The organism is Paraburkholderia fungorum (genome assembly GCF_046027605.1).
Lineage (GTDB): Bacteria > Pseudomonadota > Gammaproteobacteria > Burkholderiales > Burkholderiaceae > Paraburkholderia > Paraburkholderia fungorum_F.
This window is the reverse complement of sequence record NZ_JAQQEF010000007.1, coordinates 304,805-318,443: the sequence shown is the minus strand read 5'-3', so window position 1 is coordinate 318,443 and position 13,639 is coordinate 304,805. Positions and strand designations below refer to the sequence as shown.

The 13,639-nt window shown below is 62.9% G+C and carries 12 protein-coding genes; 6 read left to right on the top strand and 6 right to left on the bottom strand.

All coding sequences use genetic code 11. From position 1 onward, the window contains the following. From PQR53_RS14955 to PQR53_RS14935, 5 genes are all read right to left on the bottom strand, one after another. Positions 1-291, bottom strand: a 291-nt coding sequence (locus tag PQR53_RS14955; RefSeq protein ID WP_408454948.1) for a dihydroxy-acid dehydratase domain-containing protein, incomplete at its 3' end; no start/stop codon positions are given. 47 nt (positions 292-338) lie between these two features. Next, the gene (araH, locus tag PQR53_RS14950; RefSeq protein ID WP_323043719.1) at positions 339-1,343 is read right to left on the bottom strand and encodes an L-arabinose ABC transporter permease AraH; all 1,005 of its coding nucleotides are present in this window, start codon (positions 1,341-1,343) and stop codon (positions 339-341) included. 85 nt (positions 1,344-1,428) lie between these two features. Further along, complete coding sequence (gene araG, locus PQR53_RS14945) at positions 1,429-2,988, bottom strand: L-arabinose ABC transporter ATP-binding protein AraG (protein ID WP_408454945.1); 1,560 nt, start codon at positions 2,986-2,988, stop codon at positions 1,429-1,431. 110 nt (positions 2,989-3,098) lie between these two features. After that, positions 3,099-4,103: an arabinose ABC transporter substrate-binding protein gene (locus tag PQR53_RS14940; protein WP_408454942.1), complete on the bottom strand. Its 1,005-nt coding sequence runs from the start codon at positions 4,101-4,103 to the stop codon at positions 3,099-3,101. 245 nt (positions 4,104-4,348) lie between these two features. Beyond that, the gene (locus tag PQR53_RS14935) at positions 4,349-5,797 is read right to left on the bottom strand and encodes an aldehyde dehydrogenase family protein (RefSeq protein WP_408454939.1); all 1,449 of its coding nucleotides are present in this window, start codon (positions 5,795-5,797) and stop codon (positions 4,349-4,351) included. A gap of 174 nt (positions 5,798-5,971) precedes the next feature. Here PQR53_RS14935 and PQR53_RS14930 point away from each other — a divergent pair, with 174 nt between their 5' ends. Further along, positions 5,972-6,949 carry a LysR family transcriptional regulator gene (locus PQR53_RS14930; protein ID WP_408454936.1) on the top strand — a complete coding sequence of 326 codons (978 nt, stop codon included), beginning with the start codon at positions 5,972-5,974 and terminating at the stop codon, positions 6,947-6,949. 151 nt (positions 6,950-7,100) lie between these two features. Then, positions 7,101-7,658 carry a YaeQ family protein gene (locus tag PQR53_RS14925; protein WP_408454933.1) on the top strand — a complete coding sequence of 186 codons (558 nt, stop codon included), beginning with the start codon at positions 7,101-7,103 and terminating at the stop codon, positions 7,656-7,658. A 102-nt stretch (positions 7,659-7,760) separates the two neighbouring features. Here PQR53_RS14925 and PQR53_RS14920 read toward each other — a convergent pair whose 3' ends face one another. Beyond that, positions 7,761-8,186, bottom strand: a complete 426-nt coding sequence (locus PQR53_RS14920) for a VOC family protein (RefSeq protein WP_408454930.1) — start codon at positions 8,184-8,186, stop codon at positions 7,761-7,763. Positions 8,187-8,579: 393 nt separating this feature from the next. Here PQR53_RS14920 and ada point away from each other — a divergent pair, with 393 nt between their 5' ends. The 4 genes from ada to PQR53_RS14900 all read left to right on the top strand — a co-directional run bounded on the left by ada (position 8,580) and on the right by PQR53_RS14900 (position 13,531). Further along, positions 8,580-9,767, top strand: a complete 1,188-nt coding sequence (gene ada / locus PQR53_RS14915; RefSeq protein WP_408454927.1) for a bifunctional DNA-binding transcriptional regulator/O6-methylguanine-DNA methyltransferase Ada — start codon at positions 8,580-8,582, stop codon at positions 9,765-9,767. After that, positions 9,764-10,681, top strand: coding sequence for a DNA-3-methyladenine glycosylase family protein (locus tag PQR53_RS14910; RefSeq protein ID WP_408454924.1), 918 nt, complete (start codon positions 9,764-9,766; stop codon positions 10,679-10,681). The genes ada and PQR53_RS14910 overlap by 4 nt, the downstream gene beginning before the upstream one ends. Positions 10,682-11,075: 394 nt before the next feature. Further along, positions 11,076-12,692, top strand: coding sequence for a glutamate--cysteine ligase (gene gshA, locus PQR53_RS14905; RefSeq protein WP_408454921.1), 1,617 nt, complete (start codon positions 11,076-11,078; stop codon positions 12,690-12,692). Positions 12,693-13,033: 341 nt separating this feature from the next. Continuing rightward, positions 13,034-13,531 (top strand): hypothetical protein, encoded by a 498-nt coding sequence (locus PQR53_RS14900; RefSeq protein WP_408454918.1) that lies wholly within the window; start codon positions 13,034-13,036, stop codon positions 13,529-13,531. The last annotated feature ends 108 nt before the right edge of the window (positions 13,532-13,639 follow it).

Genomic DNA, 13,639 nt, shown 5'->3' with positions numbered 1-13,639 from the left:
GGTAGGCCGCAAATTGGTTTCGCCGAGCGACATCACCGGAAATTCGAGCGGCAAACCGCCGGCTTCGTGCACGCCTTTTTTCACGTACTCGGCGAGCTCGCGAAAATGCGCGTTGCAAGGCGTCAGTTCCGACCACGTATTGCAGATGCCGATCACCGGTCGTCCGTCGAATTCGTCGTGTGGAATGCCCTGGTTTTTCATCCACGAGCGATGCAGAAAACCGTCGCGGTCCTTGAGGCCGAACCACGCCTGGCTGCGCAGCGGCTTTTTAGTCTGGTTCGAATCAGCCATGAAATCTCCTGTTGGCACGCATGTAGTGAAGGGCGCGCGTCAGTGCATCAATGCACGCGCTTGCTGCGGCGGAACTGATCGAACAGCACCGCGAGCAGCAGAATCCCGCCCCGAATCAGGTATTGATAGAAGGTCGGCACGTTCATCAGGCTCATCGCGTCCTGCACGGAACCCATGATCAGCACGCCGACCAGCACACCGGAAATCGTCGCGACGCCACCCGTCAACGATACGCCGCCGAGCACGCATGCGGAGATCACGCCGAGTTCGAGACCGACCGAGGTTTTCGGGTCGCCCAGACTCATGCGTGACGCCAGCATCACGCCTGCAAAGCCCGTTACCAGCCCCTGCAATACGAACACTGTGATCTTGATACGGGTGACAGGCAAGCCCGCCAGCAAAGCGGCCTCACTATTGCCGCCGACCGCCAGCACGTTCTTGCCGAACACGGTTTTCTTCAGCAGAAAACCGAACAGTACGAAGCCGACGATATTGCTCCAGATCGGATACGAAATGCCGAGGAACGCGCCCCCGCCAAGATCGAAGAAACGCTCTTCCGAGATCATCACCGCGTCGCCATTCGACGTGATGTAGGCGAGGCCGCGCACGACTTCCATCATCGCCAGCGTGACGATCAGCGAGTTGATCTTGTAGCGCGCGACCAGCACGCCGTTGACCAGCCCGACTGCGCCGCCCGCGAGCACGCCGGCGGCGATGCCGAGCGTCACGCTATGCGTCGCGGTGATCAAGGTGGACGCGACCACGCCCGCGAACGCAACGATCGACGCCACTGACAAATCCACTTCACCCAGTGCCAGCACGAACATCATCGTTACGGATATCGAACCAATCAGCGTGACGGAGAGCAGCAAGCCCTGGATGTTTCGCGAGCTCAAAAATTCCGGCACGGTGAACGACAAAGCCGCGAACAGGATGATGAACACCATCACGATGCCGGACTTGTTGATCAGGTCCCAGGTGCGAGCGGCGCGCGCGCTCAAGCCCGCGGAAGCGATGGCGGGGGTAGAGGAGTCGGTTGAGGGTGTGTGCATGATGTCTAGTCCGTTTTTATGGCGCGATGTGGATGCCTTCAGTTACCTTCGCTTGCCTTCACGTGGCTGATCGGGCACGGCGTGCCTAGCGGGGCAGCGCGAGCTTGATCAGCGCATCCGGCGTGGCCTGCGCCTTCGGCAGATCGCCGACGATGCGGCCTTCCTTCATCACAATCACGCGATCCGCCACGCCGATCACTTCGGCCAGATCGCTCGACACCACGATGACCGTGCGGCCCGCTTCAGCGAGCCCATAGAGCAGGCCATAAATCTCACTGCGCGCGCCGACGTCGATGCCGCGCGTGGGTTCGTCCATCAGGAACACGTCGATGTCTTCGGCGAGCCAGCGCGACAGGATCACCTTTTGTTGGTTGCCGCCTGAGAGCGTGCCGATCGGCGTGTCGCCGTTGCGCGTCTTGATCGAGAGCTTGCCGATGAACTCTTTCGCGGTCTGCGCTTCCTTGCGGCCGTTGAGCACGTTGAAGCGGCTGAAGTGGCGACGGCAACTGATGTTGAGGTTGTCCGACACCGAGGCGATCGAAACGATGCCTTCCTGCTTGCGATCTTCCGGACACAACGCAAGGCCTGCGCGCACCGCGTCGCGCGGCGTGGCGAAGCGCACGGGCTTGCCTTTGAGCATAATCTCGCCGGCAGCCGGTTTGACCGCGCCGTAGATGAGTTTCATCAACTCGGAGCGTCCCGCGCCAACCAGGCCAAAGAAGCCGAGGATCTCGCCTTTGCGCGCCTTGAACGAAGCCGGTTCGCGCAAGCCGCGCCCCATCAATTCCTTGACGTCGAGTTGCACGTCGCCGAGTTCGCGTGAGCGATAGCCGTACACGTCGGCAATCGAACGGCCCACCATGCAGCTGATCAAACGATCACGATCGAGTCCTTCACCGGCCTCGAACGTATCGATGCGGCGACCGTCGCGAAACACCGTCACGCGGTCGCAGAGTTCATAGACTTCATCCATCCGATGCGTGACGTAGATGATCGCGCGGCCCTCGGCTTTCAACGCGCGAATGATCCGGAACAGCTGCGTCGTCTCGCGCGACGACAACGAACTGGTCGGTTCGTCGAATGCGATCACACGCGCATCGCGCATCAGTGCCTTGCCGATTTCGATCATCTGCCGCTGACCGATCGACAGATTTTTCACCTGCTGCGAGGGGTCGATCTTCTCACCGAGTCTTTCCAACTCGCGCACCGCGCGTGCGACCAGCGCCTTCTCATCGAGCACGCCAAAGCGATTGGGCAGGGCGCCGAGCATCAGGTTTTCGGCAACCGTCAGCTCGGGCACCAGATGCAGTTCCTGATAGATGATCGCAACACCCGCCGCGATCGCCGCCTTGGTGGTGGTGAACTGCTGCTCGACACCATCGAGCGTCAAGGTGCCCGCCGCCGGCTGATTCACGCCGGACAGCACTTTGAGCAGTGTCGATTTGCCGGCGCCGTTTTCGCCCATCAGGCCGTGTACTTCGCCGCGCCGCACGTCGAGCGACACCTGGTCGAGCGCGAGCACGCCGGGAAAGCGCACCGTGATGCCGTCGAGTTGCAGATACGAATCCGCCGACGTAAGCGCAGGCGAGGGCGCTCGCGCGGGCAGCGCCGCGTGGCCCGTTTCGCCAGTGTGAGAAACCGTCATCGAAAGCCTCTAGCGGGTGGACAACCTGTGCGGGCCAATCTCACGTCGGCATGAGCGTGAACGTGGACGTGGACGTGATAAGGGCCCGCAGCGTGCAGACTCGAAACCGCTTAAATGCCCAGCTCTTTACGCACGTCCTGCCAGTTGCCGCGCACCATCAGCTTGCCGGTGGTTTGCGTGTCGGCGGGCGGCTGCTTGCCGGCCTTGATCCACTCGACGAGGTTCTCGGTGCTCTCCTTGCCGTGCATCGTCGAGCTCACGGCGATCGTGCCGTAGAAGCCCGTCGGTTCCTTCTTCTGGAACTCGGCGAACGCTTCGCCCGCACCGTTGATGCCGACCCCGATCACATCCGCGGCCGGAATGTGCAGCTGTTCGGTCGCGCGAACGCCGCCCAGCACGCTTTCCTCATTGAGCGCGAAGATCACCCACTTCTTGATGTTCGGATGCTGCGCGAGCACCGGCGACGATGCATTGAATCCGCCTTCGTCATCGGTGGTTTTTTGCGGGGCATCAAAGATGTTTTCCTTCTTGAAGCCGCCGGCCAACAGCGATTCGGTCGCGCCGTCGGTGCGCAGTTTGGCGGTCGGCAGTTCGTAGTTCGTGATCCGCAGCGCGCCGACTTCTTCCGGCTTCCAGCCGCGGCGCTTCATCTCTTCAGAAATCGCGGTGCCGACCTGATTGCCAATCTTGAACGCGGACATGCCCAGATGCGGCACGTTCGGCAGCGGCTTGCCGGTGGAGTCGACCAGCTGATCGTCGACGGTGACGAACTTCATGTTGTAGCGCTTCGCACGCGCCTGGATCGCCGGTCCGAGCCGCACGTCGGGCGCGCAGATCACGAAGCCTTTGGCGCCTTGTGCGCCGAGGTTATCGATTGCGGCCAGCACTTTTTCGCCGTCCGGCGTGCCGATGTTGACCACCGAGAAACCGTCCTTCTGCCCGAGCGCGCTGGCGGCTTTCTGTTCGTTGATGAACCATGCCTGTTCCGGCATCTTCACGAGGAAGCCGACTTTCAACGGCGTGTCCGCGTGCGCGGAAAATTGTGCTGCAAAGGGCGCGGCGAGGGTGGCCGCGGCGATCGCGGATAGCGTCAGACGGCGAAGCTTGCTGGTCATACTTGTCTCCTCAGTTGAAAAGCTGCACTGGTTTCGTTTATTTGCAGCGGGGAATGCACGGCGGCGTCAGCCGGGACGTGGATGAACGCGAGGATGAGCGGCAGCGCGAGCCAGGCAATGTGCGCTGCGCAGGGCGGCGAAATTCGCGGCTAGCTGAACTGCGAGATACATGGCAGCTTGGGCACAGCAATGCCCAGCGGACTGGGCCGTGTGAGAAGTAGCGAATCGGGCGCGTTCCACGTCCGTCAACTCCCTACGTAGGCCGTTTTCACGGCCGTCCAGAAGGCTGCATCAGTAACGCCATAGGCCGACGCCTTGCGAGCGCCGCTGGGCGTGTGGTGCTCGACGGCGGTCGTCGGCAGATTGATCGTGACGAGCCCGCACTGCACGTGACGGCGAAAATGCCGCGCGTGGCTCAGCGAGCGTGTGCAGATGCCGGCGCATAAACCGTAGGCGGTGTCGTTCGCGAGATGCAGTGCGTGGTCGTAGTCGTCGGCCTTGAGCACCACGGCGAGCGGACCGAAAATCTCTTCTCGCGCGATACGGTGTTCGGGTTCGGCAACAAACAAAGCCGGTTCGAAAAAGTAGCCGCGTGTTGCACGTTCAAGCTGACGGCCGCCGCGCAGCAATTGCGCGCCTTCCTGCTGACCAACGCGCACATAGTCAAGGTTGCGTTGCAACTGCGCGGCGTTGGCGAGCGGGCCGATATCCGTGCCGTGCTTCAGCGCGTGATCGACGCTGAGCCTGGCGAGCTTCGTCTGCAATGCGTCGATGAATGGCTCGAACACCGCCCGTTCGACGATCAACCTCGATGCGGCCGTACCGCGCTGTCCGGCAAAGCCATAGGCGCTGCTGAGGGCGGCATCGACGGCGCCTTCGAAATCGGCATCGCTCAACACCACGAACGGATTCTTGCCGCCGAATTCCAGCTGCACGCGCGCTTGCCTCGCAGCCGCCGCCTGCAGGACACGTGTACCGGTTTCCGCCGACCCGGTAAAACTGATTGCGGCCACCGACGGATGCGCGGCGATCCGCGCGCCGACCTGCCGCCCGCTGCCCATCACGAGGTTGAATACGCCGGCCGGCAAACCGGCGCGGCTTACGATCGACGCCAATGCCGCCGCGCAAGCGGGCGTCGATTCGGCGGGTTTGAAGACGACGCAATTGCCGTGCGCGAGGGCCGCGCCGATCTTCGCTGCCGCAAGCGCCAGCGGCGCGCTCCACGGCGCGATGATGCCGATCACGCCCAGCGGTTCACGCGTCACGTCGATCTCGATACCGGCGCGCGCCGACGCCGCAGACTCGCTGAACACGCGGAGTGCCTCGGCGGCAAAAAACTTGAAGATCTGACCGGCACGCGTTGCTTCGGCCAAGGCTTCCGGCAGCGTCCTGCCGATTTCACGCGCGACCAGCCGGGCCAGTTCGTCGCGGCGCGCGAGCATCTCGCTGCCGATCGCATCGAGCGCATCCGAGCGGCGCTGTGCCGAAGCCACGGACCATTCGCGGAACGCCGCGCCGGCCGCTTCGATCGCGGTATCGGTCTGCCTTGCGTCGGCCCGCACGTAGTCGCCGACCGGTTCATCAAGATCCGACGGATTGAGCGACACACCCGTGGTCGCGCCCGTCTCCCAACCGCCATTGATGTAATGACGGAACGGACTGGCCACGAGGGGGACGAGCGGGTCGCGATTCATCGAAGGAGGACGTCACATGGGAAGCTCATAAAGTCCACGAATGGTATGAGCCGTCCCAATAACTTTCCAATCCCTTTTTAGGCCATCCCGATATCAATTTCGATATGGCATGATGGAGACTCACGACGGCAAATCGTCCAACAGACGGCTTCAGGCCGCATACGGAGACAGGCCATGACGCGTAGCTACTCGAACTGGTTCGTGCGGGCGCGGCTCAAGACGCGGCAGTTGCTCCTGCTCGCGGCGATGGAAGAGGAGGGCAATGTCCGGCGTGCTGCCGACGTGCTGGGCATGACCCAGCCCGCTGCGTCGCGGCTTCTGAAAGAGCTGGAGGACATGCTGGAGGTGAGCCTGTTCGATCGCACCCCGCACGGCATGCACGCCACCCTGTACGGTGAAGTGATGATCCGTCACGCGCGCATGGTGCTCTCGAATCTAAGCCACGCACATGACGAAATCTCGGCGCTGCGCGCCGGTCTGGCCGGCCAGGTGCGCATCGGCGTGATCGCCGCGGCCGCCGCGACGATGGTGCCGCGAGCCATAGCCAGCGTGAAAGAACGTTATCCGCAGTTGCAAATCTGGGTGGAGGTCGAGACGTCGGACGTGATGCTGCCGCGACTTGCAGAGGGCGAACTGGAGATCATGATTGGCCGGGTATTGGAGCGGCAAAACCAGTTCAAGGCCGAAGTCCGTTACGAGCCGCTCGCCGACGAACCGCTATGCGTGGTGGCGCGTCCCGGCCATCCTCTCGAAAATGAAACAGGTTTGACACTGCGGGGAATCGTCAACGCAAGTTGGGTTTTGCACCCGCCGGGCAGCGTTTTGCGCCACCGTTTTGATCTGATGTTTTCGCAGATCGGGCTCAATCCGCCGCAAAACGTGGTCAATACCAACAATTTTCTGGCGATTTCGAGCTTATTGCTCCAAAGCGACATGTTGGCGGTTTTACCTGACGAAGTGGCGCGTCAATACCAACAGTATGGGGTTCTCAAGCAGGTACCGATCGATTTACCGTGCAGAATGGATACATTCGGTATCATCACGCGCCAGTCCCATCTGCTTTCGCCGGCGGCCTCCGTCGTGCTGGAAGCCTTGCGGGAAGCCGCTGCCGAGGTCTACGGCAGCGCTTTCGAGCCGGCAGTGGCGCGATAAATGCTTCTCCCGTTGCGACAGTCGCAATTGCAGCCGGACGTCGGCTCGGGAGGAACACAAGATGTACAACAAACACGGAAAACGGCAACGAGCCGTCGACGATTCTTTTTCTGTTCGCTCCGGTGGAGCGAGCGCCTGGTTTAGTAACGGCATGGCTCTCAAATCGACGATTTACAAGGCGGAACTCCAGATTGCCAACATGGATCGGCACTACTACGCCGACCATTCGCTGACGATCGCCCGCCATCCCTCGGAAACCGACGAACGGATGATGGTTCGGGTCGCCGCATTCGCGCTGTTCGCGCAGGAACGCCTTGAATTCTGCAAAGGTTTGTCGGATATCGACGAGCCGGATTTGTGGCAGAAGGACCTCACCGGCGCGATCGAAACCTGGATCGAAGTCGGTCAGCCGGACGAACGCCGCATCGCCAAGGCGAGTGGCCGCGCGAATGAGGTGATCGTGATCGCCTACGGCGGCCGCACCTCGGATATCTGGTGGCAAGGCGTGCGCAGCAAAGTGGAACGCATGCGCAATGTAACGGTATGGACACTCGGCGAAGACGTCGCCGCCGCGCTCGGGAAGCTCGCCGAGCGGACCATGCGTCTGCAATGCACCGTGCAGGACGGCGAGGCATGGCTTGGCAGCGCAGAGGCCGATGCGGTGAAAATCGAGTGGACGGTGTTGAAGGCGCCCGCCAACGCCTGGTAACTTCATGCTGCCGCAGAGTTTGTCTGCGGCTTGTTTCGCGTCTGCGTCTGTCTGTCGTGACGCTGGCCTGTTAAATCCGTCGCGAGGCTGCGCCTCTGCCCATCAAAGCGACGTCACACGCGCCGCTTCGGGCGGCCCTTTAAGTTCGACCATATTGCCTTCCGGGTCGAACAGATACAGCGACTGCCCAAATCCGTCCGCGCCATAGCGCAAAGCCGGCTCGCCGGGCCGCGCGCCGTGTTCGGCCAGATAAGCCTTGAGCGCTTCGGCGTCGAAAGGGTCGACGCGCAAACACAGATGATCCATATTCCGCCCCGTGCCTGGCACGCCGTTTTCGGGGTGATCGAGCTTCGCGCCAACCTTCAACAGGTCGATCAGCGAGCGCCCCGCGCGCAATTGGGTCAGGCCCAGATCGGGCTGCTCCTTTTCGACGCTGCAACCGAGCACCTCACAGTAGAAGCGCGTCATTTCCGGAACGTTCGACGCCCGAATGACGATGTGATCGATCTCGCGAATGTGGATTCTCATTTCCAACGCCCCTTGCCTGGTTCGCAGAATGGATGAATAGCCATCAGTGTAGGAGAAAGGAGGCGGGGCGAGAGTACCCGTCAACGGCCTCGAGGGACGGGTCAGAATCCTACAGACGAAAAAAAGCCCGCTCTATGTGGAGCGGGCTGAATCCATATCAGGAGGAGACATGGAGGAGACAAGTACTAATATACACATCGGCTTGGTGCGACGCAATAACTTTTTAAGGGAAAACCCGATATCGGGCCAAAATGTCGCAGTTTGAGGCGAAACGAGCGCCTGGCGCGGCTTCCGGCCTACGAGGAAGCGCAATGACAGAGCAAGAACCGGGGCGTAGTGTGTCGGCATGCGGCCTACATTGGTGAGCATCGACACTGCCTTTCCGGGACCATCATGAACCGCACTGACCGTACTGAAACCGGCGATACCGGCAGCGAAACCGCCGTCGGCGCCAACCAGTGGAGCACCGACGCCGACCGTTGGGAAGCCGTCACCCGCCGCGAGCCGCAGGCCGACGGCGCGTTCTTCTACGCCGTCAAGACAACGGGAGTGTTCTGCCGGCCATCGTGCGCGTCGCGCCAGCCACGCCGCGAAAACGTCGCTTTCTTTACCGACGCCAACGCCGCGCGCGCCGCGGGCTATCGCGATTGCAAGCGCTGCCAGCCCGGCGGCCTGCCGCGCGAACTGGAGATCGTCAATCGCGCTTGCGCCGCGCTGGATGCCGATCCGCAGCAACGCCTCACGCTCGCACAATTGAGCGATGCGGTGCACGTCAGCCCGTTCCACTTGCAGCGTCTGTTCAAGCGCGTGGTGGGCGTGTCGCCGCGTCAGTATCAGGCCGCACAGCGCGGCGCCGCGTTGCGCGATGCGCTGCAAAGCGGCTCGGACGTGACGCGCGCGACACTCGACGCCGGCTTCGGCTCGCCGTCGCGGATGTACGACAGCGCCTCGGCAGAACTGGGCATGGCGCCGTCCGCATTTCGCCGCAAGGGCGCGGGGCTCACCGTGCGCTACGCCAGCGCGTCGACCTCGCTGGGTTTCGTGCTGGTAGCCGCTACCGACAAGGGCATCTGCAAAATCGGTTTCGGCGACGATGCCGCGATACTCGCAGACGAACTGCGCGGCGAGTTCGTCAATGCCGATCTGGTCGAAGACGCCGCGCGCCTCGCGCCGTTCATCGCGCAGATCGATGCCTACCTGCGCGGGAGTCGTCAGGATTTCGATCTGCCCTTGGATATCGCCGCCACCGCGTTCCGCCAGCGTGTTTGGGACGCGCTGCGGCGCATTCCCTACGGTGAGACGCGCAGCTATTCCCAGATCGCCGAAGCGGTCGGCGCACCCCGCGCCGTGCGCGCGGTGGCGAGCGCGTGCGCGACGAATCCGGTCGCGCTGGCGATTCCCTGTCATCGCGTCGTGCAGAAGGGCGGGGCGCTGGCGGGATATCGCTGGGGTTTGCCGCGCAAGGCCGCGCTGCTCGATAACGAGGCCCAGCATGCCGGCGATGCATCACCCGATGAACGTGAGCGCCGCAAGCGCGCCGCTTCTACTTCAACCACCACCAACCTGGACCACGCCGCGTGAGCACGCTTGACGACGTCGCAACACTGGAACTGCCGTTCAAACCACCCTTCGACTGGCCGCGCCTGCTGCGCTTTTTCGGCGGACGCGCGACGCCCGGCGTCGAAGCCGTCGAAGACGGCGCCTACCGCCGCGCGATCGACTGGGCCGGCGACAGCGGCACGCTGACCGTGCGCATGCATCCGCGCAAGCGCTGCATCGTCGCGAGCATCGACGGTCCCGCGAGCCGCCACGCCGATGCGCTTGCCGCGCCGATCGCGCGAATGTTCGACCTGCACGCCGACCCGAAGAAGATCGGCGGCGAACTCGCCAATGATCCATGGCTCGCGCCGTTGATCGAAGCCGTGCCCGGCTTGCGGGTGCCCGGCGCGTGGTCGGGTTTCGAACTGGTGGTGCGGGCGATCGTCGGGCAGCAGGTCAGCGTGAAGGCGGCGACCACCATCATCGGGCGATTGGTACAGCGGGCCGGCGAACGTATCGAGGGTCATCCGCATGACAACACCGCGTGGCGCTTTCCGACGCCCGCCGCGCTCGCGGCTGTGGATCTGGAAAAGATCGGCATGCCGGGTAAACGTGTAGCGGCTTTGCAAGGCTTCGCCCAAGCGGTCGCCTCGGGCGACGTGCCGCTCGACAGCGGCGTCGCCGACGCCGGCAGTTTGCGCGCGGCCTTGCTCGCGCTGCCGGGCATCGGTCCATGGACGGTCGAGTATGTCGCAATGCGTGCATGGCGCGACGCCGACGCCTGGCCCGCGTGGGACCTCGTGCTGATGCAGTCGATCTGCGCACGTGACCCGTCGCTCGTGCGGCCCACTCAGCAACGCACCCGCACCGACGCCTGGCGGCCATGGCGCGCGTATGCGGCCATGCATTTGTGGAACGAGGTGGCGGACCGGGCGGGTGCGGCGCGCGGCGGCTGAGGTCGTAGGCAATCAGGAAGCGAAATTAGCGAGCGGGGCCCGCGCCCCGAATCGGCGGTTGCAATCACATGGCTCACAACAAGCCCGCACAAGTCGGCGGACTGAGCCGCCGTCCCACGTCGGAGCTGAGGCCGTACACCGTTCGGGGACAAACGCGGATCGTACATCGGGCGCACGGCGCGTAGAGTAACGGGGTGCGAAGCAGACCGTATCGTCCTGAAAAATAGGCGGATTTGCAGCGTCGAAGGGGTCGCCGAAGCGGCCTCAAGCAGCCGTTGTGGCGAGATGTTAAAGTGCCCGCTACCTGAAAATTCCGCCGAACGTTGTCAACCGCGCAGTGCTGCATAGGGCAGCGAAGCGGCACATGGCGGCCGACAACGCCCGACTCGCATCAATGCCAAACACGACATCTTCCCGCACGACCGACGCGTTCTCGCACCGCCTGTCCGTGCTGACCTCAGGCCCGCAGCGCGACGCGCTGATACGCGGCCTGCGCGGCATCGAAAAGGAAAGCCTGCGCGTAACGCACGACGGCCAGTTGGCCATGACGCCGCATCCGCGCGCGCTGGGTTCGGCGCTCACGCATCCGTCGCTCACCACCGACTATTCCGAGGCACTGATCGAACTGATCACGCCGGCCGAGCACGACGTCGCGGTCACGCTCGAAAAGCTGGATACGCTGCATCGTTTCGTCTATGCCGAACTTGGCGACGAGATCTTGTGGAACAACTCGATGCCGGGCCTGCTGCCCGAAACCGACGACGGCATTCCAATCGCGCATTACGGCACGTCGAATATCGGCAAACTGAAGTACGTGTACCGCATTGGCCTGGCACTCCGTTACGGCCGCACGATGCAATGCATTGCGGGCATTCACTACAACTATTCGCTGAACGAAGAAGTGTGGCGGGTGTTGCATGCCGACCAGCAATCCACGGCGAACGCCGTCGACTTCCAGTCCGACCGTTACCTTGCGCTGATCCGCAATTTCCGCCGCACCAACTGGCTGCTGATGTACCTGTTCGGCGCATCGCCGGCGCTGGATCGCCGATTCCTCCGCGATCGCGAGCACACGCTCGACACGCTCGACGCCGACACGCTGTATCGCCCGTACGCGACCAGCTTGCGCATGAGCGATCTCGGCTACTCGAACACCACCGCGCAAGCCGCACTGCATGCCGATTACGACACGCTGCCGGGCTACCTCGACGCGCTCGCGAAGGCCGTGAGCCAGCCGTACCCCGCGTATGAGGCGATCGGCACGCAGCGCGACGGCGAGTGGGTGCAGATCAACACGAACGTGCTGCAGATCGAAAATGAGTTTTACTCGACGATCCGTCCGAAGCGCATCACGCATCCGGGCGAGCGTCCGCTGCATGCTTTGGCAGCGCGTGGCGTGCAGTATGTCGAAGTGCGTTGCATGGACATCGATCCGTTCGAGCCGACCGGTATTTCACTGGAGACATCGCGTTTTCTCGACGCTTATCTGCTGGTCTGCGCGCTTGACGAAAGCGCGCCGCTGCCGCCGGACGCGTACGCGGAGGCGAATCAGAACTTCGGCCAGGTGACGATGGAGGGCCGCAAGCCGGGCCTCGAACTCACGCGCGACGGCAGTCCGATTGCGATGACGGATTGGGCGAACGAACTGCTCGTCAAGATCGACGCAGCCGCGGCAACGCTTGACGCCTTGCACGGCGGCGACGCGCACGCACGTGCCGTGGCGGTTCAGCGCCCGAAACTGGCGGACGCATCGCTGACGCCATCCGCGCGCGTATTGCAGACGATGCGCGACAAGCAGCAGAGCTTCCTCGCGTTCGCCCTTGAACAAAGCGAAGTGCACGCCGCCTATTTCCGTTCGCGTCCGCTGGATGCTGCGCAGGCGAAGGAATTCACCGACCTTGCTGCGCAATCACTTGCGGAGCAGGCCAAACTTGAACGGGAAGAGGTGGGTTCGTTCGACGCCTTCGTCGCGGCATACCGGGCATACACACTGAACCGGTTTAGCGTCTAACGGCGCGGCAAACCGCAGGCCAACGCCGTTCAGTTAGCACTGAAAGGCACAAACTGGTGACCAACCCCACGTTTTTCGGAGCGTGGGGTTTTGTTTTTTTCGGCGGGGCGAATCGCATGCGGAGAGCGAATCTGAGGGCAGCGGAGCGAGTTTTCCGATGTCGAACGTGACGGGGCCTCGAGACTATTTTGCATAGGTAAGCTCTACGCAAAGGGGCGCTGATGTCCGACTACGCCGGCAAAATCTCCTCTTGTTTGGCGATTCGCTGATGCGTATGAAACACCGCGCCGGGGATGCGGTCCAACGAGAATGACACGCCGAGAGAGGGAGGCTTCAACGCGATGAAAAAAGATCTGTTGGCCGCACTGTGCGTAGCGGCGGTGGCGGCGGGATGTTCGACCCAGGGTCAGGTTGACCCTGACGTCATGCAGATCGCGACGACGCCGTTGACGTGTTCGAACAAAGCCGAGTGCGATATCTGGTGGCAACGTGCGCAGACGTGGGTAACGGGCCATTCGAAGTACAAGGTTGAATCCGCGACTGACACGTTGATCCAGACGGCGGGTCCGGATGGCGGCAAGCGCGCGCTGGCGTACCAGATCACGCGGACACCGAACCCGGACGGCACAGCAACGATCGGTTTTGCCGCACATTGCGACGGCTCGCAGGGCTGCAAACCGAACCCTTGGGAAGCGGGCGCCGACTTCAAGCAATACGTACGAGGTGCGGGCGCACCGCAGAGCGGCGCAAACCCGACACAACCGGCGCCAACGGCGATGCATCCGGACGCAGCGGGACAGTCGATTCCGGGAACGAGTGGAGAAGCGATAACGCAGTGAGGGGAAACAGCAAATAGCGAATGCATGAAACGCGAGCGCTGCACTGCGAGACCCGCCGCACAAAGTGCGGCGGGCAGTCCGGGAGATATCCTTCGGCGCGCGCAGCGC

Bases quoted from the DNA above. Each gene is read 5' to 3' on its own strand.
- gshA (WP_408454921.1), top strand. From the start codon at position 11,076: ATGCCAAACACGACATCTTCCCGCACGACCGACGCGTTCTCGCACCGC.
- araH (WP_323043719.1), bottom strand. From the start codon at position 1,343: ATGCACACACCCTCAACCGACTCCTCTACCCCCGCCATCGCTTCCGCG.
- PQR53_RS14935 (WP_408454939.1), bottom strand. From the start codon at position 5,797: ATGAATCGCGACCCGCTCGTCCCCCTCGTGGCCAGTCCGTTCCGTCAT.
- araG (WP_408454945.1), bottom strand. From the start codon at position 2,988: ATGACGGTTTCTCACACTGGCGAAACGGGCCACGCGGCGCTGCCCGCG.
- PQR53_RS14925 (WP_408454933.1), top strand. From the start codon at position 7,101: ATGGCTCTCAAATCGACGATTTACAAGGCGGAACTCCAGATTGCCAAC.
- PQR53_RS14940 (WP_408454942.1), bottom strand. From the start codon at position 4,103: ATGACCAGCAAGCTTCGCCGTCTGACGCTATCCGCGATCGCCGCGGCC.
- PQR53_RS14930 (WP_408454936.1), top strand. From the start codon at position 5,972: ATGACGCGTAGCTACTCGAACTGGTTCGTGCGGGCGCGGCTCAAGACG.
- PQR53_RS14920 (WP_408454930.1), bottom strand. From the start codon at position 8,186: ATGAGAATCCACATTCGCGAGATCGATCACATCGTCATTCGGGCGTCG.
- PQR53_RS14900 (WP_408454918.1), top strand. From the start codon at position 13,034: ATGAAAAAAGATCTGTTGGCCGCACTGTGCGTAGCGGCGGTGGCGGCG.
- ada (WP_408454927.1), top strand. From the start codon at position 8,580: ATGAACCGCACTGACCGTACTGAAACCGGCGATACCGGCAGCGAAACC.